The 24264-nt window shown below is 72.0% G+C and carries 24 protein-coding genes; 20 read left to right on the top strand and 4 right to left on the bottom strand.

The annotated features are described in order from the left end of the window. Positions 1-9 precede the first annotated feature (9 nt). The gene (locus GQ466_RS27155) at positions 10-639 is read right to left on the bottom strand and encodes a hypothetical protein (RefSeq protein ID WP_161105895.1); all 630 of its coding nucleotides are present in this window, start codon (positions 637-639) and stop codon (positions 10-12) included. 27 nt (positions 640-666) lie between these two features. Between GQ466_RS27155 and GQ466_RS27150 the strand changes: the two genes are divergently transcribed. Genes GQ466_RS27150 through GQ466_RS27135 form a run of 4 tightly spaced genes read left to right on the top strand, consistent with a single transcriptional unit; the run spans position 667 to position 5205 of the window. Further along, a complete protein-coding gene (locus tag GQ466_RS27150) occupies positions 667-2346 on the top strand; it encodes a terminase large subunit (protein ID WP_161105894.1) in 1680 nt (559 codons plus the stop codon). A gap of 44 nt (positions 2347-2390) precedes the next feature. Then, positions 2391-3749, top strand: coding sequence for a phage portal protein (locus GQ466_RS27145; protein WP_161105893.1), 1359 nt, complete (start codon positions 2391-2393; stop codon positions 3747-3749). Positions 3750-3757: 8 nt separating this feature from the next. Further along, positions 3758-4762 carry a hypothetical protein gene (locus GQ466_RS27140; protein WP_161105892.1) on the top strand — a complete coding sequence of 335 codons (1005 nt, stop codon included), beginning with the start codon at positions 3758-3760 and terminating at the stop codon, positions 4760-4762. Beyond that, positions 4759-5205, top strand: coding sequence for a hypothetical protein (locus GQ466_RS27135; RefSeq protein ID WP_161105891.1), 447 nt, complete (start codon positions 4759-4761; stop codon positions 5203-5205). The genes GQ466_RS27140 and GQ466_RS27135 overlap by 4 nt, the downstream gene beginning before the upstream one ends. Positions 5206-5389: 184 nt before the next feature. On the opposite strand, the gene GQ466_RS27130 is transcribed toward GQ466_RS27135, so the two are convergent. Then, on the bottom strand, positions 5390-5581 hold the full coding sequence (locus GQ466_RS27130) for a hypothetical protein (protein ID WP_161105890.1): 192 nt from the start codon (positions 5579-5581) through the stop codon (positions 5390-5392). A 1213-nt stretch (positions 5582-6794) separates the two neighbouring features. Between GQ466_RS27130 and GQ466_RS27125 the strand changes: the two genes are divergently transcribed. The 16 genes from GQ466_RS27125 to GQ466_RS27050 all read left to right on the top strand — a co-directional run bounded on the left by GQ466_RS27125 (position 6795) and on the right by GQ466_RS27050 (position 20244). Beyond that, positions 6795-7766: a major capsid protein gene (locus GQ466_RS27125; RefSeq protein ID WP_161105889.1), complete on the top strand. Its 972-nt coding sequence runs from the start codon at positions 6795-6797 to the stop codon at positions 7764-7766. A gap of 14 nt (positions 7767-7780) precedes the next feature. Continuing rightward, positions 7781-8221, top strand: coding sequence for a hypothetical protein (locus tag GQ466_RS27120; RefSeq protein WP_161105888.1), 441 nt, complete (start codon positions 7781-7783; stop codon positions 8219-8221). Positions 8222-8259: 38 nt separating this feature from the next. Further along, positions 8260-8544 carry a hypothetical protein gene (locus tag GQ466_RS27115; protein ID WP_161105887.1) on the top strand — a complete coding sequence of 95 codons (285 nt, stop codon included), beginning with the start codon at positions 8260-8262 and terminating at the stop codon, positions 8542-8544. Next, positions 8544-8882, top strand: a complete 339-nt coding sequence (locus tag GQ466_RS27110; RefSeq protein ID WP_161105886.1) for a hypothetical protein — start codon at positions 8544-8546, stop codon at positions 8880-8882. Before GQ466_RS27115 ends, GQ466_RS27110 begins: the two co-directional genes overlap by 1 nt. Then, on the top strand, positions 8879-9298 hold the full coding sequence (gene gp17 / locus GQ466_RS27105) for a tail completion protein gp17 (RefSeq protein WP_161105885.1): 420 nt from the start codon (positions 8879-8881) through the stop codon (positions 9296-9298). Before GQ466_RS27110 ends, gp17 begins: the two co-directional genes overlap by 4 nt. Positions 9299-9334: 36 nt before the next feature. Then, positions 9335-9955 carry a phage tail tube protein gene (locus tag GQ466_RS27100; protein WP_161105884.1) on the top strand — a complete coding sequence of 207 codons (621 nt, stop codon included), beginning with the start codon at positions 9335-9337 and terminating at the stop codon, positions 9953-9955. Between the two features lie 82 nt (positions 9956-10037). Then, positions 10038-10334 carry a hypothetical protein gene (locus GQ466_RS27095; RefSeq protein ID WP_161105883.1) on the top strand — a complete coding sequence of 99 codons (297 nt, stop codon included), beginning with the start codon at positions 10038-10040 and terminating at the stop codon, positions 10332-10334. Further along, on the top strand, positions 10262-10696 hold the full coding sequence (locus GQ466_RS27090) for a hypothetical protein (RefSeq protein ID WP_161105882.1): 435 nt from the start codon (positions 10262-10264) through the stop codon (positions 10694-10696). Before GQ466_RS27095 ends, GQ466_RS27090 begins: the two co-directional genes overlap by 73 nt. After that, positions 10689-14351, top strand: coding sequence for a phage tail tape measure protein (locus GQ466_RS27085; protein ID WP_161105881.1), 3663 nt, complete (start codon positions 10689-10691; stop codon positions 14349-14351). The genes GQ466_RS27090 and GQ466_RS27085 overlap by 8 nt, the downstream gene beginning before the upstream one ends. Beyond that, a complete protein-coding gene (locus tag GQ466_RS27080; protein WP_161105880.1) occupies positions 14351-15151 on the top strand; it encodes a hypothetical protein in 801 nt (266 codons plus the stop codon). The genes GQ466_RS27085 and GQ466_RS27080 overlap by 1 nt, the downstream gene beginning before the upstream one ends. Continuing rightward, entirely contained in the window at positions 15151-16281 is a 1131-nt protein-coding gene (locus tag GQ466_RS27075; RefSeq protein ID WP_161105879.1) for a DUF5047 domain-containing protein, read from the top strand. The genes GQ466_RS27080 and GQ466_RS27075 overlap by 1 nt, the downstream gene beginning before the upstream one ends. Next, positions 16278-16934: a hypothetical protein gene (locus GQ466_RS27070; protein ID WP_161105878.1), complete on the top strand. Its 657-nt coding sequence runs from the start codon at positions 16278-16280 to the stop codon at positions 16932-16934. Before GQ466_RS27075 ends, GQ466_RS27070 begins: the two co-directional genes overlap by 4 nt. A 172-nt stretch (positions 16935-17106) precedes the next feature. Next, on the top strand, positions 17107-17436 hold the full coding sequence (locus GQ466_RS27065) for a DUF3099 domain-containing protein (protein ID WP_103566700.1): 330 nt from the start codon (positions 17107-17109) through the stop codon (positions 17434-17436). A 337-nt stretch (positions 17437-17773) separates the two neighbouring features. Continuing rightward, complete coding sequence (locus GQ466_RS27060) at positions 17774-18925, top strand: acyl-CoA dehydrogenase family protein (protein WP_161105877.1); 1152 nt, start codon at positions 17774-17776, stop codon at positions 18923-18925. 46 nt (positions 18926-18971) lie between these two features. Next, positions 18972-19688, top strand: coding sequence for a VIT1/CCC1 transporter family protein (locus GQ466_RS27055; protein WP_161105876.1), 717 nt, complete (start codon positions 18972-18974; stop codon positions 19686-19688). A 70-nt stretch (positions 19689-19758) separates the two neighbouring features. Next, entirely contained in the window at positions 19759-20244 is a 486-nt protein-coding gene (locus tag GQ466_RS27050) for a hypothetical protein (protein WP_161105875.1), read from the top strand. Here the strand turns inward: GQ466_RS27050 and GQ466_RS27045 are convergent. Continuing rightward, positions 20222-20995 carry a helical backbone metal receptor gene (locus GQ466_RS27045; RefSeq protein ID WP_337193646.1) on the bottom strand — a complete coding sequence of 258 codons (774 nt, stop codon included), beginning with the start codon at positions 20993-20995 and terminating at the stop codon, positions 20222-20224. The two genes, GQ466_RS27050 and GQ466_RS27045, sit on opposite strands and share 23 nt — an antisense overlap. Then, positions 20992-24219 (bottom strand): fused isobutyryl-CoA mutase/GTPase IcmF, encoded by a 3228-nt coding sequence (gene icmF / locus GQ466_RS27040; RefSeq protein ID WP_161105874.1) that lies wholly within the window; start codon positions 24217-24219, stop codon positions 20992-20994. Before icmF ends, GQ466_RS27045 begins: the two co-directional genes overlap by 4 nt. Between the last annotated feature and the right edge of the window lie 45 nt (positions 24220-24264).

The following is a 24264-nucleotide window of genomic DNA, read 5'->3' as shown; positions in this document are numbered from 1 at the left end:
CAGATCCGGCTATTTGCTTTCGGCACGAAAGTTCTTTCGCATCCTTCGCCTGCGCCGCCATCGAGCCTCACGCCAGATTCGCGATCGACCATAACCCCTAATTCCCGACTTCAGCAAATCCCGGAGGAATTTGTCGTAACTATCGACCATATCATGTACCCATTGGGCGTCGGAGTCGAGTTTGGGAATCGGAAGCCCTCCGAGAAACTTTTTTATAGCCCTTTCGAGGTCGCGTACGAGGATAAATCGTGCGAGTTCCTCATTGAGCATGCGGTCCAGGGCTTTCATAAAGCCAAAGCGGGCCAGGGCATGGAATGGCTTCGAGCGCATCACAAGTCGCGGCTCGCGGAGGGCTTCGCAGAGTTCGGCGACTCGAAGCATCAGACTACCGCGCAATTCATCCCACTGCTTGGCGTTCTCTCCGTCGCGTGGCCGTTCGGGAAGTTCGCGGAGTTCGCCTAGGACGGTTAGCAGCTCGGTCGCGGAATCCTTTTGTTCTCGTCGTTGTTCGGCGTTGCGTTCCCTTCGCGCTTCGGCGCGGAACTCATATGCCTTTTGCCCAATTCCGCCGAGTGACGCGCTTATCGCACCTACGGCAGTGCCGCCGACCCCGATTAGTGCGATCCCTATGGCGCTCACGCGCTCAGTCCTACCAGGAGTAGCCCCATGCCCGCACCCCGCGACCCCCCGACTTGCGGCCGGACGTTCGACGGGAAGCGGTGCCGCAAGCGCGGAGACCACCACTGCCGCCAGCGGGCCGAGCACGTGGTCGCGTTCTTTCACGAACTGCTCGTCCACACCAAAGGCCGATGGGCGCGGCAGGCGTTCCGGCTCGCCCCCTGGCAGGAGCACGGTATCTTGCGCCCGCTGTTCGGTGAGGTCCGGTGGGACGAGCACGCGGGATTGTACGTGCGCCGGTACCGGATCGCGTTCATCAGCCTCGCCCGAAAGAACGGCAAGACGGAGCTTGCGGCGGGGATTGCGCTCTACCTGCTCGTCGCGGACGGCGAGGAAGGCGCGGAGATCTACGGCTGCGCAAAGGACCGTGATCAGGCGCGCCTCGTCTACGACGTGGCAGCCCGCATGGTGCGGCTGTCGCCCGTGCTGTCGAAGCGGCTGACGGTGAAGGACCACGCACGGCGGATCGTAGACGAGTCCACCGCATCGTTCTACGAGGTCATCCCGGCTGACGCATCGGGCGCTCTCGGGAGCAACCCGCACGGCGCGATCTACGACGAGTTGCTGACCGCGCCGTCCGGCGACCTATGGAACGCTCTAAGGACCGGGGCGGGCGCGCGGACTCAGTCCCTTCTCATCGCCACGACCACGGCGGGCAGCGACCGGGACTCGTTCTGCTACGCCGAGTACGACAGGGCGCGCCGCGTCCTTGAAGACCCGGGCAGCGCCCCGAACCGGTTCGCCTACGTCGCCGAGGTCGCCGCCGACGCCGACCCGTGGGACGAGGCGAACTGGCCGAAGGCCAATCCCGCGCTCGGCGACTTCCTCAGCATGGAGACGTTGCGGCAGGAAGCGGCCGAGGCCCGCGAGGACCCCGCGCAGGAGAACGTCTTCCGCCAGTTCAGGTTGAACCAGTGGGTGTCGCAAACGTTGCGCTGGTGCCCGATGGACCTGTTCGACCGCTGCGCCGGGGAGCCGTGGCCGTCGCCCGAGTGGCGGTTTGTCACCCCCGCCGGCCGTCCGGCCAAGGCGTTCGCCGGGCTGGACCTGAGCGCGAAACTCGACCTCACGAGCTGGTGCCTGGTCGTGCCCGACGCGGACGGCGGCGCGGACGTGGTGTGGCGGCACTGGCTTCCCGAAGCGGCTCTCCCGGCCCTGGCCAAGGCCACCGGCGGGAGCGCGCACGCGTGGGTTCGGGACGGCTGGCTGACGCTGACCGAGGGCGACGTCATCGACTACGACGCCGTTTACGCCGCGATCTCTGAGGACGCCCGCGCGGTCACGCTCGCTGAGATCGCCTACGACCCCTGGTCCGGTGAGCCGGCGGTGCAGGAGATCGCCAAGCGGGTCGGCCCGTCCGTCGAGCTGGTGCCCGTGCCGCAGACGTTCGCCGGGCTCAGCCCCGGCATGACCGAGCTGATGGCGCTCATGCGCTCGCAGCGCGTCCGCCACCATGCCAACCCGGTCGCCCGCTGGTGCTTCGACGCCGTCGAGGTCAAGCGGGCGGCCGACGATCCCGAGCTGATCAAGCCGGTCAAGCCGCGACGCGCCGGAACCGGCGGGCAGAGCAAGCGCATCGACGCTGTTCTGACCGCCGCTATGGCCGTCGCCGCCTGGCGCACCCGTGCGCGCAACGAGCGCAGGCCGGGCCGCCTCGTGGGCTTCTAGCGCCCGCGCACCTCCCGATCCGCACAACCCTGGAGGGGCGACCCATGCCCGAGATCGACGCCCGCCTGACGCGCGGGCTGGACGCGCTGCGCACCCAGCGCGGGTCCCTGGACCGCCTGCACGCCTGGTACGTGGGCGACCATCCGCGCCCCTACATCCCGCGCAAAGCAGCGGACGAGTACCGCAAGATCGTGGACACCGCCTCGTCGGCGTGGTTGCGGCTGGTGATCGACAGCATCACCGAGCGGCTTCGCCTGGACGGCTGGACCGCCGAGGACACCGACGACGCCGAGACCGACCGCGAGGCGTGGCGGATCTGGCGCGCGAACCGGATGCCGCACGCCTCCACGCTCGTCCACACCGAAGCCCTCACTCTCGGCCAGTCATATGTGTCGGTGTGGCCGAACCCCGCCGACCCGGCGACACCGACGATCCGGGGCGAGTCGGCGCGGCGGGTGTACGTCGCCCGCTCGTCGCTGGACTTCTCGCCGCTGTGGGCGGTCAAGAGCTGGGCGGCCGGGCCGGACGAGCCGCCCGGCGAGACCGCGTTCCTCTACGACGCGCAGCGGGTTCAGCGCTACACCCGCCCCGACAAGACCGGCGAGTGGACGCCGGACGGGCCGCCCGTGCCCAACCCGCTGGGCCGGGTGCCGTTCGTGGAGTTTTCGAACAACCGGGACCTCCTGGGCCGCGTGATGAGCGAGATCGCGCCGCTGATCCCGATCCAAGAGCGCATCAACGCGACGAACCTGCACATGCAGCTCGCCATGCTGGTCGCTGCGTTCCGGCAGCGCTGGGCGGCGGGGCTGGTGATCCCCGTCGATGAGAACGGCGACCCGGTCGAGCCGTTCAACTCCGCCGTGGACCGGCTGTGGGTCAGCGACAACCCCGAGGCCAAGTTCGGCGAGTTCTCCGAATCCAACCTGGCGAACTACGTCACGGTCCTGGAATCGCTGGTGCGGCAGCTCTCGGCGATCTCGGCCGTGCCCGCTCACTACCTGCTCGGGGAGATGGTCAACCTCTCGGCCGAAGCGCTCAAAGCTGCGGAGGCCGGGCTGTCGGCCAAGGTGCGACACAAGCAGCTCTCACTCGGCGAGTCGTGGGCCGACGTGATGGAGCTGGTCCGGCTCGCGGGCGGGCGCGTCGCAACCGTCGAGCCGCACTGGGCCGACACCGAGGCACGGTCGGAAGCCCAACTCGTGGACGCCTTGTCCAAGCTCGGCGCACCTCCGATCGGCGTCCCGCAGGAAGCGCTGTGGGAGCGGTACGGCGCATCGCCGACGCTGATCAAGCGGTGGCAGGACATGCAGGCCCGCGCGACCACACGGGCGACCCAAGCGGAGGTCGCCGGGGCGTTCGCCGCCCGCCAGCATGACCCGCTCGACGTGCCGGACGCCGCCTGATGGCGCTGGTGACGGCAGCGAGTCTTTCGGTGGCGACCTGGGCCGCTGACATGCTCGGCGCCATCGCCGCCCGCGCCGCCGTCCAGGCCGCCGACCTGCACGCCCAGGTGGACGCGGGCGGGGCCGTCGAACCCCAGTGGGAAGACCTGGCGCCCGCCGTCGCCGACGTGGTGACGGCCGCGCAGAACTCGGCGGCCCTGGTCGCTTTGGCCTACCTGGAGGAACACGCGCAGGCGTGCGGAGCCGGTCCCGCGCCCGGCCCGTACCTGTCGCCCCGCGCGGTGATGGGCCGCACGAGCGCGGGCTACGACCTGGCGCGCGTGCTCGCCGGGCTCGTCGGCACCATGCGGCGGCGGATCGCCGCCGGGGAACCGCCCGGGGCCGCATGGTCGGCGACGCTGCCCCGGCTCGGCCGAATGGTCCGTTCGGAGGTCGCCGACGCGCACCGCGAGTACCTGTCCGGTTCGCTGTCCCTGGACGACCGCGTGATCGGCTATGAACGGCTCGTCACGCTGCCCGCGTGCGGGCGGTGCCTGGTCCTGGCGGGCAAGCGCTACGTCTTCTCCGAGGGGTTCCGGCGGCATCCCGGGTGCGCCGGATGCACCCACGTCCCCGTCTACCACCTTGCCGGCCGAGGCGAAGTCGGGGGCGTCCCCGCCGCGCACCGGCCCTCCGCGCTGTTCGGCGAGATGACGCCCGAACAGCAGCTCGCCGCCATGCGCGGGAACCCCGAAGCCGTCGAAGCCGTGCGGCAGGGCGTCAGCGTCTCCGCCGTCGTCCAGGGCCAGACCCGCCGCAAGTTCAGCATCCGCACGAGCGAACAGGCCCTCGCCCGCTCGCTCGGCTTCCAGGACCCCGCCGACCTGACCGTCCACCACGCGGGACGGCCGAAACGGTCGCTGGCATGGCTGCGCGCCCGCTACGGAACCGACCCGGCCCGGCTCCGCACCGAACTCGCCCGCAACGGGTGGCTCACCGAATCCCTTCACCTCAGCCCAGGAGGCTTCACATGACCGACCCCATGCCCAGCCCCGCCGTGCCGGTCCTGGCCCCGCCCGCCAACTCACCCGCCGACCCGCCCGCGGACGCACCGGACGTCGGTGAGCGTGACGCCGAGGTCGCCAAGCTCCGCCGCGAGAACGCGGCCTGGCGGACCAAGCTGCGCGCCGCCGAGGCGCGGGTCACCGAACTTGAGGACCAGACCCGCACCGAGGCGGAGAAGGCTGTCGCGCAGGCCCGCGCCGAGGCCGCCCGCGAGACCGCCGCCAAGTTCGCGCGGCGGTTGCGGGACGCCGAAGCGCGCGGGGCCGCAGCCGCCCTGAAGTTCCGCGACGTCGGCGACGCGCTGCGCCTGGCCGACCTGGACTCCATCGAGATCGGAGCGGACGGCGAGATCGACACGGACGCGGTACGGCCGCGCTGGCGGCGGTCGCCGAAGCCAAGCCCTACCTCGTAGACGCCGAACCGCCTGTACCGTCCGCCCGCGACGTCGGCCTCGGAACCGCCGGGGGCGGCCCCGCCGCCCAGGGCTACGACACGTACACGGTCACCGACTTCGACAAGGAGTTCTTCGGCTCCGGCAGCTAGTCGTAGTCTGTGCCCGCCCCGGTCAGGGGCGGGCACAGACTGCGCATCAGGCGTCAGACGAGCAGGTGCCGGACCAGTTCCCACGCCTCGCCGATGATCCCATCAGCGACAGCCCTGCCGAGGGCGGCGCCGAGCGCGCACGCGACGAGGACCGTGCCGCGCCTGCCCCAACGACGCAGGACGGCCCAGCTCACCCGCTCGGCTAGCTTCCGCTCCCCCGCCTTGACCCGCTTGATCATTTGCATGATCTCCCCTAGGGATGCTGGGGAGGGGCGGACGGCCCGCCCTTCCGACGCGCGTCCCCGTAGCGTGCGGGCAACGTCGCGACCCTCCCTCAGATACCAGCGGTCTCGGGGACCGCCCGTATCACCGCCGGAGCGGGAGGCGGAACGCAGTCGAGAGCGCAGAGCGCGTGTGCGCAGAAGAGGTGATAGCCGTACGTGCGGGCTTCGGGTGATGCCCCGGAGCGACGAGGTCGGCTAGGAGCCAGGGCAGGAGGCCGAGAAACGTGAGCGCATGACGCTGCGGCCGAGATCTCGCGGCGCGCGAGGAGCGGAGTCGTGAGGTGAAGAAAAGGGTGCGGAACTGTGAGTCGACCATGCGCTGGAACATGCGCTGAAACATGCGCTCACACTCGCTCTCGAGTCTCCGGCGCAGGCGCTCCACCATCTTCGCGACCACACGCCAACCACTCGAGGAGGGGATGCGTAGGCGGAACCTGTCTAGATCCAGGTACGCCAACGTCCGCATGTAGCTAGCGTGCCATGTCCGCCCGGGAACATCAATTGGCGCATATCACACACAATAGCGCAAATCCGACAGGGGCCGCCGGGGCGCGATACCCTGCGATGTCAGGCGGAGCTTTCGGCGCCAGCGGGCCGCCTGCGGGTACGCGACTGAGCCGCTGATCCCGTGTAATCCCTGGTAATCCAGGCTTTCCCATGTTTTCCCATGATCATATTGGGAGAAGGCAAGAAGATCATGAGTCTCGTTGGTTAGGCTCGTGCGAAACGGCGGCCCGCTGTCACACACGGGCCGCCGTCGCCGGATGGGTCGTGGCGTTCGCGCAGTTCAACGCAGGTGCGGCAACACCTCGATGAGCACCGCCAGAAGTTGCACCACTGCGGTAGCGAGCGCCACGATCTCCGCCGTATCGCGGCGATCACGCGCCATCCCTCTCTCGCGCCCCCTTCCCGATGGATGCGGCTGTTATCGGTACGACAGTAACGGGAACTGGCGCGCGTACGGGGCGGGATTCAAGGAATACGCGTAGCGAGGCATTTGGTCATTAGTGAGGGAACTCCCGTATTATTCCCACCTTGGACCATCCAAAAGGGATGACCGGATGGTCATTTGTGTGGCATACTCGGGGCGGCTGACCTGCCAGGGGCGGTCGCCGCGTGACGCCAGGCGCGCACGGACCTTGATCCGTTGCGACCTCTTCGAGGTGCCCGCCCTATGGCGCACGACTTCTACGACCTCCCCGTACTGTCCAAGGCCGCGCTGTCGGCGCTGCGGAACCGGACCATGCTCGCCGGGTTGGTCTGGCGCGACGCCGAATCCGACTTCGGCGGGGCGAGCGGTCACACCGTCACCATCCGCCGCCCGCCGTCGTTCGTCGCCAAGGACTTCGACCGTGCGCGCGGGATCGAGCCGCAGGACATCAAGGAGTTCGGTGTCCCGGTCGTCCTGGACCACTTCAAGGACGTCTCGGTCGTCCTGGGCAGCGAGGAACTGCTGCTGGACCTGCGCGACTTTCAGGCGCAGGTGGTCACCCCGGCTCTCCAGGCCATCGCGGACGCGATGGAGACCGCGCTTGTCGGGGTGCTGGACACCCTGCCCGCCGGGCTGACGTGGGACGCCGACCCGCTCAAGACGATCACCGAGGCGCGGATGCGGCTGAACCGGCTCGGCGCGCCGATGGCGGGCCGCTCGCTGGTTCTGAGCCCCGAGGCCGCCAAGGACATCCTGGACACCGACACCATCCGCCGCGCCGACGCCAATGCTTCCGGCGGTCAGGCGCTGCGTGAGGCGTACATCGGGCGGCTGTCGGGGTTCGACATCTACGAGTCTCCGTCGGTGCCCGAGGACGGCACCCACAAGCGGGCCGCGTACGCCTTCCACCGTGAGGCGGTCAGCCTCGTCTCACGTGCGCCCGCGCCTCCAGCGGGCGGAACCGAGTCGTCCTCGACGTCGTTCGAGGGGTTCGCGGTCCGGGCGACGCGCGGGTACTCGATCGAAAAGAAGACCGACATCGCCTCGTGGGACACGCTGTTCGGCGTCCAGCTCATGGACCACCGCGCGACCGAGGCCGGAACACCCGTGCGGCTCGGGCTGCGCATCGGCGCGGCCGGTGGCGCCGGGTTCGCCGCCGAGTCCGAGGACACCGGCACCGCTTCGGCTGCGCGTGCCGTGCGGGCGCGGAAGTAAGGCACGGGACGAGCGTGGCGGCGATCACCGCGCAGGACGTAGCGGCCCGCGTGGGCCGCGACCTCGACACGTCCGAGACCGCGCAGGTTGAGGCGTGGATCGCTGACGCGCTGGCCCACGCCGGTCAACTCGCCGGCCGGGACCTGGACGACGCGGTGCTGCCCGCCGTGGTTCGCGCGGTGATCCTGCGTGCGGTCGTGCGGTGCGTCTACAACCCCGCCGGGCTGCGTGCCTACACCGCCGGAAGCGTCAGCTATACCGCTGGGGACGCCGCGTCGGGCGGGGACGGCGGCCCCGCGTTCACCACCGCCGACGCCGCCGTGATCGGCCGTGCCTACGGCCGGTCGCTGGGCCAGCTCCGCACCCCGCCCGCCTGCCCGCCGGGCCGCACCGCCGGGCGGCTCACCGACCCGTCCCCTTGTCCTGTGCCGTTCGCGTCTGGAGGGGCGTCGTGATTCCGCTGCACCTTCCGCATCGCGTCACCGTGCGCCGGATGGTCCATGCCGGGACCGACCCGTACGGCAATGACGAGCTGACCGCCGTCCACGTCACCGTTCCCGCGCATGTCCAGACGCGCGGCACCACCGCCAAGCCGTCGCAGAGCCTTCGCCGGTCTCCGGTGACGATGCACGTCCCCGCGGACGTCGCCGTCTTGGACGGTGACGAGATCACCTGGTGCGGGCGGGCGCTGCGCGCGATGGGCGACGCGGCGTATCAGCTCGACCTCTTCACCGGCCGTCCCGTGTACGGCGAGGTCGAGTTGGAGGCGGTGAGCTGATGGCCGTCTCGCGGGTGCAGATCGACGCCGCCGCCGTGCGCAAGCTGGCCGCCGACGTCGCGATGCTCGGTCCTGAGCTGTCGCTGGCGGCCCGCCGCATCGCCATCGCGGCCAAGGCCACCAACCCGCCCGGCCAGCGCCGCACGCGCCGTTTCGACGCGCTCATGCGGATCACCCCGCCCCGCGCCGAAGGCGGGCGGACTGTGGTGTACGTCGGTACGTCCTGGCCGCTGGCGCACCTGTTCGAGTTCGGCAGCCTGAACACGCCGCCGCTGCGCCCGCTGACCAAGGCCGCGCAGGCGTCCGGGCTGCGGTACGCCGAGGGGCCGCCGCGATGACGACCCCGGTTCCGGTCGCGCCGCGCGTGGTGGACACGCTGCGGATCGTCGCGGCGTTCCTGCGCGAGGACTCCGAGGTGTCGGCGCTGCTGGGCGGACGCGTCTACACCGTGCTTCCCCGCGACAAGGCGTTCCCGCTGGCGCGGCTGACCCGCTTCGGCGGGACGTTCACCGACTCCTCGGCGTGGCTGGACCGCGCTGAACTCCAGCTCGACATCTGGGCCGATCGCCAGGTCCAGGTCTCCGACGCGGCCCGGTGCTGCGTCCAGGCGCTGACCCAGCGCCTACCCGGCTCGCGTCCAGGCGGCGTCGTGACGGCTTCCCGACTCGCCACCCACGCCGCCGAGCTTGACCCCGACTACGAGCCGGTCAAGCACCGGGCGCGCCTTGCCGTGAGCGTCTTCGCCCACCCCTGACGCGCCGTGGCGGCCCTGCACGAGGGGCCAGCCCTGATGCCCACCGACACCCCCGACCTCACCAAGCCCACCACCTTCGCCGCCGCGCTCGACGCGTCCGCTTCGGCGAACGAGCAGCCGATCGTCGGCGCGTCCGGTGACCTGTGGGCCGCGCCCGCCCGCACCGCCAAGCCCGCGATCACCGCCGACCCGCCCGCCGAATGGACCCGCCTGGGCCTGCTGTCCGACGACGGCGCCGCGTTCGGCAACTCCCGCGACACCGCCGACATCATGGTCTGGCAGTCGCTCTACGCCGCGCGCCGCCTGACGACCTCGCTGGAAAACACACTCAAGTTCTCGATGGCCTCGTGGTCGCGGGCGTCGATGACGTTCGCGTTCGCGGGCGGCACCTGGACCGGTGACGCGACCACCGGCTACACCTACACGCCTCCCGCGCCCGGCTCCGAAGAGGAACGCGCGGTCCTGCTGCGCTGGGTAGACGGCACCTTCACGGGCCAGCTCTACCTACCGCGCTGCGTGGTCTCGGAGAACGAGGACCTGTCGCTCAAGCGCGACGAGGGCGCGTTCCTGGGCGTCACGATCACCGCTCTCGGCGAGACCGGCGTCCCGGCGTGGCTGTTCGACAGCCTCGACGTCCGGTTCGCCCCCGCCCCCTGACCTTCCCCGCCGCGCCCCCGGCCCGTCCGCCGGGGGCGCGGCCCCCGCCGTGTCCGGCCACTCCCTGAACGAAGGAGACCCCGTGCCCTGGGTCGATGCTTCCGCGATCACCGCCGCCGCCAACACCGAGCCCGCCGAGGAGACCGGCGTCACGCTCGGGGACCGCAAGTTCCCCATGCCCGCCCGGCTCCCGCTGGCCTTCCCCTACTACCTCCAGCGCGAGGACATCGCCAAGGCGCTGCGCTCGCTGTTCGGCGACGCCGTGGACGACCTGATCGAGACGGCCGGCGGGGACCTGAGCGTCGATTGGCTGCGCGTGCTGGTCGAGCAGGTCTACGGGGACGGCGCGGGGGAAGCGTCGGCCTCGTCGCGTGGCTGACGGCCGACCCCCGCCGCCGCGAACGCGCCGAGGCCGACCTCCGCCGCTACTACGGCGCCGACCTCAACCGGCTGGACGTCCGGCAGGCCGCCGCCCTGTTCAAGAGCCTGCCGCCCGACGCCGCCTCCCACACCCCCGACGGGGCGTGGCCCGTCTCGATCGAACTCCTCGCCCAAGTGGCCGAGATCCTGCACGCCCTCTACCGGTCGCACCTGGGCGCCAACGGGGTTCCCCAGCGGGACATCCCGCCGCCGCTGCGGGTGCCGCGCCCCGGTGACGCCGCGCCGACGCGGCGCCCCGCCCGCAGTCCCGAAGAAGTCCGCGCCGTGATCGAACACGCCTGGGGGCCGTCGCATGGCTAACCCCATCGGAGCCGTCTACCTCGCCGTCCTGCCCGACCTGGCCGGGTTCGGGCGGGAGACCGCGCGGCAGCTCGGCGCGCCCGTCCGTCAAGCCGCCGCCCAGGCCGGGCGGCAGGCGTCCGACACCTTGGGCCGCGAAGGCACCCGCGCCGGGCAGACCTTCGGCTCCAAGGTCTCCGGCGCCGCCAGAAGCGGGCTCGGCAAGCTCCGCACCGTGGGAACGGCGGCCGGGGCGGCTGCTGGCGCCGCGCTGGCGGCCGGTGTGTCGTCGGCGCTGGACGTCCAGGACGCCCGCGCCACGATGCAGGCCCAACTCGGGCTGACCCGCAAGGACGCCGCCGCCGCCGGAAAGGCCGCCGGGTCCCTGTACGCCCACGCCTACGGCTCCTCGATGCAGGAGGTCAACGGGGCCGTCACCTCGGTCATCCGCAACATGGACGGGATGCGGGGCGCGTCTGCGGGCGCGCTGGAGCAGACCACCGGCCGCGCCCTCACCCTCGCGCGCGTCATGGACGCCGACGTCGGCGACGTCACGCGGTCGGTGTCCCAGCTCATGCGCACGGGCCTGGCCCGCAGCGCGGGCGAGGCGTTCGACCTGATCACGCGCGGCGCTCAGGCGGGCGTCGATAAGTCCGGTGACCTGCTCGACACGGTCAATGAGTACAGCGTCCAGTGGAAGAAGCTCGGGCTGACCGGTCCCGCCGCGATGGGGCTGTTGTCGCAGGCCATCAAGGCGGGCGCCCGGGACAGCGACGTCGCCGCCGACGCGCTCAAAGAGTTCTCGATCCGGGCCGTGGACGGCTCCAAGACCTCCGCCGCCGGGTTCGCCGCGCTCGGCTTGGACGCGCGGCAGATGACCGCGACGTTCGCCAAGGGCGGTCCGGCCGCCGCTGCCGGGCTGGAGACCGTCCTGACCCGGCTGCGCGCGGTCAAGGACCCCGCCGACCGATCCGCCGCCGCCGTCGCCCTCTTCGGCACGCAAGCCGAAGACCTCGGGGCCTCGCTGCTGGCGATGGACCCCGGCAAGGCCATCGCCGCACTCGGGACGCTCCAGGGCGCGACCGACCAGGCGGGCCGCGCCTTGGGGGAGACCTCGCAGGCCCGGTTCACCGCGTTCAAACGAGGGCTCCAGCAGTCCGTCACCGACGCCATCGTCAACGACGGCCTACCGGCCCTGTCGCAGCTCCAAAAGGCCGGTTCCTCGTTGGGAATCTCCCCGTCCGGGCTGGTCGCCGCCGGGGCCGCCGTCGCCGGGCTCGCGGTCGGCGCCAAGACCGTCGCCGCGACCTACGGCGCGGCCCGCACCGTCGTGTCCGCCACGAGCACGGTCGTGTCCGGCGCCGGCGCAGCGTGGGACACGCTACGGCTGCGCGCACTCTACGCAGGTGACGCCGCACGCAAGGGCGGCACGATGGTCCGCGCCGCCGGGACGTCGGTCGCCGGGGCCGGGCGCGCGGTCTGGTCCACCACGACCAGCCTCGCCGCGATGACCGCCGGGTGGGTCCGGTCCGGCGCGGCGGCGACCACATCGGCCGCCAAGCAAGGCGGCGCGTGGATCGCCAACACCACCCGCGCGGCGTGGTCGGCCGCCGCGAGCCTCGGCGCGATGGCGGCCGGGTACGCGCGGGCCGGGATCGCGGCGACCACCTCGGCCGCGCGGCAGCTCGCCGCCGCCGCTGCTGCTGGCGCCGTCCGGCTGGCGGTGATCTCCTGGACCGCCGCTCAGTGGCTTTTGAACGCGGCGCTCGCCGCCAACCCGGTCGGGCTCGTGGTGCTCGCCCTGGTGGCGCTCGGCGCGGTCTTCGTCGTCCTGTGGAAGCGCAGCGAGACGTTCCGCTCGATCGTGCTCGGGGCCTGGTCGGCGATCAAGGCCGGTACCGACGCGATCTGGAACGGCGGCGTCAAGGCCGTGCTGCTGGCGGTGTGGCAGGTCATCTCGACCGTCGCCCGGATCTACATCGCGATCTACAAGGCGATCTTCTTGGCCGCCTGGTGGGCGATCAAGAACGGCGCGGTGCTGGCGTGGAACGTCATCAAGGCGGTCCTGACCGGGATGTGGAAAAGCATCAGCGCCGTCGCGCGCTTCTACATCGCGATCTACTCGGCGATCTTCTCCGCCGCGTGGAAGGCGATCAAGTGGGCCGCTTCCACGGCGTGGGGCGGCATCAAGGCCGTGATCGGCGGGACGCTCAACGCGATCCGCGCCGGGTTCGACACCTCGGTCACCGCGATCAAACGCATCTGGGGCGGGCTGAAGAAGGTCGCCGCCGACCCCGTCCGGTTCGTCGCGCAGACCGTCTACCAGGGCGGCATCAAACGCGTCTGGGACGCCTTGGCGACCAAGGTCGGGCTTCCCAAGCTGCCCGACGCCCCCAAGTTCGCGACCGGCGGTGTCCTAGGCGGCTACACGCCCGGCCACGACTCGGTGATGGCCCTGCTCAGCCCCGGCGAAGGCATCCTGCGGCCCGAAGCCGTGCGGTACCTGGGGGCCGGATGGGTCCACGGGATCAACAAGGCGGCCCGCCAAGGGCAGCTCGGCGGCCCGTCCCGGTTCGCGGGCGGCGGCATCGTCGGCACGATCGGCCATGCGGTCGGCGGGTTCATCCACGAAGGCGAAGACCTGTTCACCCGTGGCCTGGTCGCCGCCGCCCGCGCCGCCCTCAACCCGATCGTGCGCGCGTCGGAGTCCTCCCCGCTGTCGCGCACGGGCTGGGGCCAGCTCATCACCCGCGTGCCCCGCACGGCCGTGGACGGCGTCCTGGGGTTCTTCGCCAAGCACGAGTCGGCGTGGATGAACAAGCTCGGCCCCGGCAACGTCGTCAAGGTCGCCGTCAGCCAGATCGGCCAGGGTGACCGCCCGGGGACGGAGAACTCCAACAAGTACAACGACTTCTGGAACTACGGCCCGGGGACCGCCTGGTGCGCCAACTTCGTGAGCTGGGTGCTGAACAAGGCGGGGGCCGGGGGCCGCTACCCCGGATATCCGAGCGCGGCCGTCGCCGTCTACTCCGGTGCGATGCGCAAGGTGCCCCGCGACCAGGCGCGGCCGGGAGACCTCGGTTTCTACGAGGGCGCGGGCCGCTCGCACATCAACATCATCGAGCGCAACGATCACGGCAGCCTGATCACCATCGGCGGCAACGAAGGCCACTACGTCCGGCGGGCGCGCCGCAACGATCAGTCCAGCGTCGGCCGCCCCAAGTACGCGCGCGGCGGCGTCGTCCCGCTCGCCGAGGCCGCGTCGGTGTTCGGCAAACGTGACGAGGACCGCCGCGACCGGCGTGATCCGCTCGCCTCCCTGTACCGGCAGATCGGGCCGCGTACCGCTGCGCTGGTGTCGCGGGCGCTGTCGGCCGTGCGGCCGATGGCGACCGGCGGGATCGTCACCCGCCCGACGCTGGCCCTGGTCGGTGAAGCCGGGGCGGAACTGGTGGCGCCGCTGCGCGGCGGAACCGGTGACGCGGCCCGCGCGCTCGCCGCGCTGCCCCGGCCCGGCGCCCGCACGCCCGGTTCAAGCTCCGCCGGCCGCTCCGCGCCACCGCCGGAAATCCGGGTGTTCATCGGCGACCGGGAGCTGACCGACATCGTGCGCGTGGAGATCGACGCCGCCGACGACGAGTTGTCCCGCCAGCTCTACACCAGGGGGGTCGCCTGATGGCGCAGCCCACGATCAAGCCGGTCCTGACAGTCACCGGCGACGACGGCCAGACGTTCATCACCGTCACCGCCGCCGCTGGCGAGACCGTGTCGGTGTACGCCTGGGTCGTCCGCCAGGAACCCGACGGCAAGCTGCGGCGCGTGCGCACCATGCAGGCCGCGCCGCTGCTCAACCGGACCGTGTCGGGGATCGACGCCGACATCCCGCTCGGCGTGCCCGTCGTCTACATGGCCTACGTCACCGACGCCGCCGGGCTGCAAAGCCCGTGGGAGACGGTGCCGTTCAGCGGTGTTCCCCCCACCGTGACGCGGCTGGCGTCGGCGACCGACCCGTCATGGCGGACCCCGGCGCAGGTGAAGACCATGAGCGCCATCACCCGCGAGGTCGCCTACGGCGCGCACTACGTGCTGGGCCGCGCCGACCCGATCACCGTCGCCGACGTCCGCCAGCTCGGCTCCTACACCCTCACCCTGGTCACCGCGACCGCCGATCAGGCCGCCGAACTGCGCACGCTCCTGGACGGCTCCCCGCACCTGCTGTTGCAGTCCAGCCCCGACGAGGGCGGGAACCACTGGTTCCTCTGCACCTCCTACACCGAAGACCGCGCCGTCCCCACCTTCGCGCCCTACGCCGACCGGGTGTGGACGCTGGAGGCCATCGCCACCGAACCGCCCGCCGCGCCGCTCGCCCCCTCGGGTGCGCCGTACTCGGCCGTCGCCGCGCTCGGGCACTTCGGCTACGTCGCCGCCTACTTCCCGACCTACGGGGAGATGACCGCCTGGAACGGGGCCGCCTGATGTACCCGGTCTCGGCGTCGTTCCTGGACGCACTGCGCGCCCCCCACCAGATGACCGCCCGCGTCGAGCTGTGGTCGGCCGCGACCAAGCTCGGCGATCTGGCGTTCTCCGATGGGACGGTCACCCTCGACCGCAGCAACACCACCTACGGCACCTGCGACATCACTGCCCAGCTCATCCGCACGCGCGGGCTCGCCACCGACGCAGGAACGATCGACCTGGACGCCGTCAACGTCTACGGCCTCACCCTGCGCCCCTACCGGGGCGTGGTGCTGGCGCCGGGCCGCGTCGAGGAAGTCCCGCTCGGCCGGTACCTGGTGGAGAAGGTCGCCACCACGGCGGGCGACACCTCGGTCAAGCTGTCGGCGTCGGGATTCCGCTCATATCTGCGCGACGACAAGTTCCTCACCCCCTACGCGCCCGCCTCCGGGACGGCGCAGCGCGACGTGGTCAAGAACCTGATCACCGGGTCGCGGCCCGGCGACGCCCTCAACACCGCCGAGTTCAACGCCCTGCCCACCACGCCGGTCGCGTCGGGCACCACCTGGGAGTCCGACCGGCTCGCCGCAGTTGAGGAGCTGGCGACCGCGCTGGGCGTCACCGTCCAGCCCGACCGGACCGGGACCTGGCGGTTCGCGCCCGTCCCCGACCCGCGCACCGCCGCCCCCGCCTGGACCATCGACGCGGGCCGCGACGGCGTGCTCACCAAAGCCGACCTCGCCCAAGACCGCGCCAGCGTCTACAACGCCGTGGTCGCGACCGGCGAGACCACCTCCGCCGACACCGCCCCCGTACGCGGCACCGCCTACCTCACCGACGCCACCAGCCCCGCCCGGTGGGGCGGCCCCTTCGGCCGACGCCCCTACTTCTACAGCTCCGCCCAGCTCTCCACCACCGCCGCCGCCAACGCCGCCGCGACGGCGGTCCTGCGCAAGCTCACCGTCGCCGACACCGTCCTGGACCTGGAGTCCGCGCCGAACCCCGCGCTGGACGTCGATGACGCCGTCCTGGTCGTCCTCCCCGACGGCACCCGGCAGACCCACATCGTGGACGCCGTCACTATCCCCCTCACCCCCGCCGCGACCCTCACCGTCTCCACCCGCCAGCGCCCCGACCAGGTGACCCCATGACCCGCCGCGCCCGCCGCGCCCTCGCCCAACGCCTCACCGCCACGCCCGCCCCCGCCGCGTTCACCACCGGCACCGTCACCGCGCTCGACACCGCCAAGCACACCGTCACCGTCGCGCCCTACTCCGGCGCGCCCGCCAGCGAATACCTGACCGTCCCGCACCTGGGCCACTACGCGCCCGCGCCAGGCGATACCGTCGTCATGGCGTGGATCGGCAACGCGCTGGTCTGCATCGGCTCCTACCGGGCACCCACCAACCTCACCGTCACCGGCAACCTCACCGTCAACGGAGGCATCACCCTCCCGACCGGCAGCCACATCACCCGAGGCGGCATCGGACGGCCCAGCCTTCAAAACGGCTGGAGCAACTACGGCAACGGGTACGAGTCGGCGGGGTACATCGAACTACCCGACAACCGCGCCGCGCTCATCGGCGTCATCGCCGCAGGCACCGCCACCCACGGCACCCTGCTGTTCACCTTGCCCACCGGAGTCCGTCCCGCCACAACCCACGTCTTCGACGCCCCAGCCAACAGCAGCAACAAGGCCCAGATCGCCATCGGCTCCAACGGCCAGACGATCTTGCAGAACCCTGTGGGAGCCGTCTCGTGGATCAGCCTCAGCGGAGCGTCCTGGCCCATCGCCGGGTTCTAAGTGCCGTCCAGGTCCGGGGTGTAAGCAGCAGGCCCAAGCCGTGTAAGCGTTACACCCCTCCGTATGCAGGGATGTTGGCCCGTGTGCGTCCGCGTAGCGTAAAGTGCGGCCCTGGCAGGGCTAACCGGCCCCGCCCCAGGTCAGGGCCGCATCCCTGGGTTACCTTGGAAACGTGAAGGTGAATCCCCGCCGGTCCGAAGACGTCCATCTCGTCACGGACGCGCGGCGCCCGCTGTCGGAGGACATCTCCGCACGGCAGAAGCGGTATCTGCTCTCGATGGGCCTGCGGACGTCGTGCTTCCTCGGCGCCGTGTTCGCCGGGCTCGCGCACGCGCCGTTCTGGGCGGTGGGCGTGCTCGTCCTCGGCGCGATCTTCCTGCCGTACGTGGCGGTCGTGGTGGCGAACGCGGGACGGCGCCCCGACCCGCCCGCCCGGCTGCGCGACGGGCAAAGCAGGCATCACAAGCGCGTTTCCGGGAGCCGTCCGGAAATCGGGTCGTGACATTCTCTTGACTAACTGCGGGGGGTTTCGGTGTACGATTTGTACCGGCGCTCTGGTCCCCCGTCGGAGCGCCCCTACCGGTGTTCCGGGCCCCCGTCGGAACACCGATGATGCGGCGCCGGGTGGATTGCCCCCGTATCCACCCGGCGCCGCTTTTCACTTTCCCGATCCGGCGATTCTCCGCCGTCGCGGCACCCCTGCACAGGCCGGCCCGTCCGGCAAGGCCGTGCCGTGTCCCCATCCGGCCAGCCCCGCTCCCCGGTCCCTCCCGGCCCTGCCAACCCGAACGGGCTACTAGAATCGAATTCCAGAACACGGGAGAGGGGAAGGGGCCGCGATGCGCCGCACGCTCTACAACGAGGACCACGAGGCGTTCCGGGAGACCATCAGGGACTTCGTCGCGGCCGAGGTCGCGCCGGTCTACGACGCGTGGGAGCACGCCGGGCATCCGCCCCGCGACTTCTACAACAAGCTCGGCGAGCTGGGCGTCCTCGGCATCCAGGTGCCCGAGGAGTACGGCGGCGCCGGGGAGACGAGCTTCAAGTACCAGGCCGTCATCTCCGAGGAGTGCGCCCGCGCCGGGGTGAGCTTCGGCGGCTACGGCGTCCACGTCAACCTCGTCCTGCCCTACCTGCTCAAGTACGCCTCGGACGAGCAGAAGCGGCGCTGGCTGCCGCCGTTCGTCACCGGCGAGATGATGACGGCCATCGCGATGACCGAGCCCGGCACCGGCTCCGACCTCGCGGGCATGCAGACCACCGCGCGCCGCGACGGCGACCACTACGTCCTCAACGGCGCCAAGACGTTCATCACCGGCGGCGTCCTCGCCGACCGGGTGCTGGTCGTGGCCCGGACATCCCCGGCCACGCCGGAGAACCGCCGCGCGGGCCTGTCCATCCTCGTCGTGGACACCACGAGCGAGGGCTACACGGTCGGCCGCAAGCTGGAGAAGATCGGGCTGCGCAGCTCCGACACGGCCGAGCTGGCGTTCTCCGACGTCCGCGTGCCCGTCGAGGACCTGCTCGGCGAGGAGGGGCGCGGGTTCGAGTACCTGACGCACAACCTCGCCGAGGAGCGGCTGGGCATCGCGGTCAGCTCCTACGCGTCCGCCGCCGCCGCGGTGGAGTTCGCGCGCAAGTACGTCCAGGACAGGAACGTGTTCGGGCGGCCCGTCGCGTCGTTCCAGAACACCAAGTTCGTCCTCGCCGAGTGCGCCACCGAGGTCGAGGCGGCCCGGTCGCTGGTCGACCGCGCGATCGAGGCCCTGGACGTCGGCGAGCTGACCCCCGCCGACGCGGCCGTCGCCAAGCTGTTCTGCACCGAGGTCCAGGCGCGGGTCGTGGACAAGTGCCTGCAGCTCCACGGCGGCTACGGCTACATCCTGGAGTACCCGATCGCCCGCCTCTACACCGACGCCCGCGTCACGCGGATCTACGGCGGGACGAGCGAGGTCCTCAAGACGATCATCGCCAAGGACATCGGCGTCTGATCCGGCGTTGCTAGCCTGGCCCGGTGATGATCAACGGGCCGGTCCGGTGACGCAGGACGCGAAGGTCACCGCGCTGCTCGCGCGGCGCGCGGCGCAGGTGCAGCAGGGCGGCGCGCGGGCGGCGGTGCTCGGCGTGAACGACGGGCTCGTCAGCACGCTGTGCCTCGTGCTCGCGGTGGCGGGCGCGGGATCTGGGGCGCATGCCGTCCGGCTCGCCGGGCTGGCCGGGCTGCTCGCGGGCGCGGTGTCGATGGCGGCGGGCGAGTGGATCTCGGTGAAGGCGCAGGTCGAGCTGTTCCAGGGCGTCCTGGCCGACCTGCGCGACCTCGTCCGCGACCACCCCGCCGTGCTCGGCGGGAAGCTGGAGGACACCTTCCGCACCGCCGGGTTCTCCCCCGCCACCGCGCGCGGCGCCGCCGCCGAGGTCGCGGCCGACGACGAGCGCCTGTACGCGGCGTCGGCGCGCGAGGTCGTCGGCGTCAACCCGGCCGAGCTGGGGTCGCCGTGGACGGCCGCGCTGTCGTCGTTCGCGCTGTTCGCGCTCGGCTCGGCGGCGCCGCTGCTGCCCTGGCTGATCACCGAGGGGACGGTCGCGGTCGTCGCGTCGATCGGGCTGACGGGCCTCGCCGGGCTCGCGGTCGGCGGCGTCGTCGCCCACTCCAGCGGACGGGCCGTCCCCTACGGCGCGCTGCGGCAGCTTTCGATCATCCTGCTGTCGTCGGGCGTGACGTACGGAGCGGGCGTCCTGTTCGGGACGGTCTGACGCGGCCCGGCGCGGTACGCTGCGCCGGGTCCCCCGCCGGTGTCCCCGCACGACCTTCCCGGGAGGCCGGATGAACCGCCCCTACGACCGTTCCAGCCGTGCCGTCGAGCCCGCCGCGCTCGACGCCGCGCTGCGCGACGCGATCGCCGCGCACGCCGAGGCGCACCAGCTCGGCGACGTGCTCGCCGCCGCCCGCGCCTGCTGCGCGACGCGCAGCGTGCGGCGGAGCAGACCGGGCCTGCTGGCACGGCTCACGGGCTCGGGCGATCCGGACCGGGAGCACACGACCGTCGCGCTGCTCACGCCGCGCGCGCTGGTCATCGCGGTCACCGGGGAGCGGCGCGGGCTGCACGTCCGCTCGATCCTGCTGGCGGACGCGAGCGTCGACGCGTCCCCGCTCACGGCCGCGCTGGACCCGGGCGGGGCGGGCGTGCACGGCCTGTGGTCGGGCGCGACGGAGGCGTCGCTGTTCCACCTCGGCCTCGGCGAGGACGACGCGGGCGCCGCGTTCCGGGCCGCCCTGGTGGCCGCCGTCACCGAGGCGAAGACGGCCTGACGCGCGCGAGCGCCCCGGCCAGCGCCGCCGGGGCGCCGACGAGCGACGGGCCGTACCAGGTGAGGTACCGGCCGCTGACGAGCGCGGCGGGCAGGCCCGGGAAGGCCTCGGGCCCGTCGTCGGCGGTGAAGGCGTACGGCTCGTCGGGCAGGACGACCAGGTCGGCGCCGGACGCGTTCAGCTCGTCCAGCGGGATTCTCGGATAACGCTCGGCGTGCCCGGCGTATACGTTGGCCACGCCGAGCCGCGCGAGGACGTCCCCGGCGAAGGTGTCGCGGCCGAGGACCATCCACGGCCGCCGCCACACCGGGACGACCGCGCGGCGCGGCGGGCCGGGCGGGCACGCGGCCCAGGCGCGGGCGGCGTCGTCCAGCCAGCCGGGCACCGGCAGCCCGCAGCCCTCGGCCAGCATCCGGCGCAGCGACGCCAGCGCCCCGGCCACCGTGCGGATGTCGGTCATCCAGACCGGGACGCCCGCCGCGCGCAGCGCCGCCACGTCCGGGACGCGGTTCTCCTCGGCGTTCCCGACGACGAGGTCGGGTTCCAGCGCGCGGATCGCGTCCAGGTCGGGGTTCTTGGTGCCCTTCACGCGGACGACGTCCAGGTCGGCCGGATGGGAGCACCAGTCGGTGGCGCCGACGAGCAGCCCGGGCGCGGTGACGGCCAGTGTCTCGGTCAGCGACGGGACGAGCGACACCACGCGCCGGACGGGCCGCCGCACCGGCACGTCGGCGCCGGTGTCGTCCCTCACACGTTCCGCCGGTACTGGCCGCCGACCTCGAAGAACGCGTCGGTGATCTGCTGGAGCGTGCAGACGCGGGCGGCGTCCATCAGCACCGCGAACACGTTGCCGCCCGACCGCGCCGTCTCGCGCAGCGCGGCGAGCGCGGCGACGGCCTCGTCCCGGTGCGCCCGCCGGAACGCCCGGACGCGGTCGAGCTGCGACCGCTTCTCCGCCTCGGTCGCGCGGGCCAGCTCGACGCGCCGTTCCTCCTTCTCGTCCTCGGTCGGTAGGAACGTGTTCACGCCGATCAGCGGGAGCGAGCCGTCGTGCTTGCGGCGCTCGTAGAGCATCGACTCGTCCTGGATGCGCCCGCGCTGGTAGCCGGTCTCCATCGCGCCGAGGACGCCGCCGCGCTCGCTGATCCGGTCGAACTCGGCGAGCACGGCCGCCTCGACCAGGTCGGTCAGCTCGTCCACGATGAACGACCCCTGGAGCGGGTTCTCGTTCATCGCGAGGCCCCACTCGCGGTTGATGATGAGCTGGATCGCCAGCGCCCGCCGGACGGACTCGGCGGTCGGCGTCGTCACGGCCTCGTCGTAGGCGTTGGTGTGGAGGCTGTTGCAGTTGTCGTAGATCGCGATGAGCGCCTGGAGCGTCGTCCGGATGTCGTTGAAGTGCATCTCCTGCGCGTGCAGCGACCGCCCGGACGTCTGGACGTGGTACTTGAGCTTCTGGCTGCGCTCGTTCGCCCCGTACCGGTCGCGCATCGCCACGGCCCAGATCCGCCGGGCGACACGGCCGAGGACGGTGTACTCGGGGTCCATGCCGTTGGAGAAGAAGAACGACAGGTTGGGCGCGAAGTCGTCCACGTCCATGCCGCGCGCCAGGTAGGACTCGACGTAGGTGAACCCGTTGGCGAGCGTGAACGCGAGCTGGCTGATGGGGTTCGCCCCGGCCTCGGCGATGTGGTACCCGGAGATCGACACCGAGTAGAAGTTCCGAACGCCGTGGTCGATGAACCACTGCTGGACGTCGCCCATCATCCGCAGCGCGAACTCGGTGGAGAAGATGCAGGTGTTCTGGCCCTGGTCCTCCTTGAGGATGTCGGCCTGGACGGTCCCGCGCACGGTCCGCAGCACGTGCGCCCGGACGCGCTCGGCCTCCTCGGGGGCGGGCTCGCGGCCGTGCTCGGCGCGGAAGGCGTCCAGGCCCTGGTCGATCGCGGTGTTGAGGAAGAACGCGAGGATGGCCGGGGCCGGGCCGTTGATCGTCATGGACACCGAGGTCGTCGGCGCGGCGAGGTCGAAGCCCGCGTAGAGGGCCTTCATGTCGTCCAGCGTGGCGATCGAGACGCCGGACGTGCCGACCTTGCCGTAGATGTCGGGACGTTCGTCGGGGTCGCGGCCGTAGAGCGTCACCGAGTCGAACGCGGTGGACAGCCGCGTCGCGGGCTGGCCCTCCGACAGGAGCTTGAAGCGGCGGTTGGTGCGGAACGGGTCGCCCTCGCCGGCGAACATGCGGGCCGGGTCCTCGCCGTCGCGCTTGAACGGGAAGACGCCGGCGGTGAACGGGAACCGTCCGGGCAGGTTCTCGGCGCGCAGGAACCGCAGCAGCTCGCCGTGGTCGGTGTAGCGGGGCAAGGCGACGCGCGGGATCCGGCTGCCCGACAGGGACTCGCGGGTGAGGGCCGTGCGCAGCTCGCGGTCGCGGATCCGGACGACCTGCTCGTCCCCCGAGTACGCCTCGACCAGCGCGGGCCAGCCGTCGAGCAGCGCGGCGTTCTCCGGCGCGACCTCGCGGCGGGCGGCGTCGAGCAGGGCGTCGACCTCGGCCGTGTCGGTCAGCTCGGCGCGGACCTCGGCGAGCCGCTGGACGCGCCGGACCGCCGCCGCCTGCCGGTCCGTCGCGGCGTGGTAGGCCCGGACGGTCTCGGCGATCTCCGCCAGATACCGGACGCGGCCCGGCGGCAGCGCCTGCGCGGCCCGCGTGGACGTCCGGGTCGCCACGGCGGGCAGGGCGCCGTCCTCGACCGGCAGGCCGTGCTCGGCGAGCAGGTCGCGCAGGTGGAAGTAGAGCGCGGTGACGCCGTCGTCGTCGAAGGTGGCGGCGCTCGTGCCGAACACCGGCATGTCCTCGGGACGGGCCGTGAAGTCCTCCCGGTTGCGAAGCATCTGCCGGGACACGTCGCGCAGCGCGTCCTCGGCGCCGCGCCGCTCGAACTTGTTGATCGCCACGACGTCCGCGAAGTCCAGCATGTCGATCTTCTCCAGCTGGGACGCGGCGCCGAACTCGGGCGTCATGACGTACAGGGACGCGTCGGCGAGCGGGACGACCGCCGCGTCGCCCTGCCCGATCCCGGGCGTCTCCAGGATCACCAGGTCGTATCCGGCGGCCTTGCACGCGTCGAGCACGCCCTCGATGCCGTCCGGCAGCTCGCGGGCGCCGCGCGTGGCGAGGGAGCGGAAGAAGACGTGGTCGCCGTCCAGGGCGTTCATGCGGATCCGGTCGCCGAGGAGCGCGCCGCCGCCGCGCCGCCGGGTCGGGTCGACGGCGAGGACGGCGACGCGCAGCTTGTCGCGCTGGTCCGCGCGCAGCCGCCGGACCAGCTCGTCGGTCAGCGACGACTTGCCGGACCCGCCGGTGCCGGTGATGCCGAGGACGGGCACGCGGCGCCGCCCGGCGGCTGCGGCCAGCGCGGCGCGGTCGGCGTCCGGCAGCCGGCCCGCCTCCAGGCAGGTGATCGCGCGGGCCAGCGCGCGGCGGTCCCCGGCGAGGACGGCGTCCACGGCGGGCGGCGCGGCGGCGAGGTCGACGTCGCCGTCGCGGACCAGCTCGTTGATCATGCCGGGCAGGCCGAGGCGCTGGCCGTCGTCCGGCGAGAAGATCCGCACCCCGGCGCGGGCCAGCCGCGCGATCTCCTCGGCGACGATCACGCCGCCGCCCCCGCCGAAGACCCGGACGTGCTCCGCGCCCGCCTCGGCGAGCGCCCGCGCCAGGTACTCGAAGTACTCGACGTGGCCGCCCTGGTAGGAGCTGATCGCGACGCCCTGCGCGTCCTCCTCCAGGACGGCGTCCACGACCTCGCGGACGGACCGGTCGTGCCCGAGGTGGACGACCTCCGCGCCCTGCGCCTGGAGGATCCGGCGCATGATGTTGATCGCGGCGTCGTGGCCGTCGAACAGGGCGGCGGCCGTCACGAACCGCACCGGGTGGACCGGCACGTGCAGGGCGTTCGCGTCCGGTTCGGCCATGTCCGCCTCCGATGCTTGGACGTCCAATATTTGGAAGCTAAAGTA

Source organism: Actinomadura rayongensis (assembly GCF_009831215.1).
Taxonomy (GTDB): domain Bacteria; phylum Actinomycetota; class Actinomycetes; order Streptosporangiales; family Streptosporangiaceae; genus Spirillospora; species Spirillospora rayongensis.
This window is presented reverse-complemented; position numbering and strand designations above follow the sequence as displayed.

Coding starts and splice junctions, on each gene's coding strand:
- GQ466_RS27125 (WP_161105889.1), top strand. CDS start 6,795: ATGGCGCACGACTTCTACGACCTCCCCGTACTGTCCAAGGCCGCGCTG.
- GQ466_RS27080 (WP_161105880.1), top strand. CDS start 14,351: ATGGCGCAGCCCACGATCAAGCCGGTCCTGACAGTCACCGGCGACGAC.
- GQ466_RS27100 (WP_161105884.1), top strand. CDS start 9,335: ATGCCCACCGACACCCCCGACCTCACCAAGCCCACCACCTTCGCCGCC.
- icmF (WP_161105874.1), bottom strand. CDS start 24,219: ATGGCCGAACCGGACGCGAACGCCCTGCACGTGCCGGTCCACCCGGTG.
- GQ466_RS27115 (WP_161105887.1), top strand. CDS start 8,260: ATGGTCCATGCCGGGACCGACCCGTACGGCAATGACGAGCTGACCGCC.
- GQ466_RS27145 (WP_161105893.1), top strand. CDS start 2,391: ATGCCCGAGATCGACGCCCGCCTGACGCGCGGGCTGGACGCGCTGCGC.
- GQ466_RS27135 (WP_161105891.1), top strand. CDS start 4,759: ATGACCGACCCCATGCCCAGCCCCGCCGTGCCGGTCCTGGCCCCGCCC.
- GQ466_RS27075 (WP_161105879.1), top strand. CDS start 15,151: ATGTACCCGGTCTCGGCGTCGTTCCTGGACGCACTGCGCGCCCCCCAC.
- GQ466_RS27130 (WP_161105890.1), bottom strand. CDS start 5,581: ATGCAAATGATCAAGCGGGTCAAGGCGGGGGAGCGGAAGCTAGCCGAG.
- gp17 (WP_161105885.1), top strand. CDS start 8,879: ATGACGACCCCGGTTCCGGTCGCGCCGCGCGTGGTGGACACGCTGCGG.
- GQ466_RS27050 (WP_161105875.1), top strand. CDS start 19,759: ATGAACCGCCCCTACGACCGTTCCAGCCGTGCCGTCGAGCCCGCCGCG.
- GQ466_RS27060 (WP_161105877.1), top strand. CDS start 17,774: ATGCGCCGCACGCTCTACAACGAGGACCACGAGGCGTTCCGGGAGACC.
- GQ466_RS27085 (WP_161105881.1), top strand. CDS start 10,689: ATGGCTAACCCCATCGGAGCCGTCTACCTCGCCGTCCTGCCCGACCTG.
- GQ466_RS27110 (WP_161105886.1), top strand. CDS start 8,544: ATGGCCGTCTCGCGGGTGCAGATCGACGCCGCCGCCGTGCGCAAGCTG.
- GQ466_RS27070 (WP_161105878.1), top strand. CDS start 16,278: ATGACCCGCCGCGCCCGCCGCGCCCTCGCCCAACGCCTCACCGCCACG.
- GQ466_RS27150 (WP_161105894.1), top strand. CDS start 667: ATGCCCGCACCCCGCGACCCCCCGACTTGCGGCCGGACGTTCGACGGG.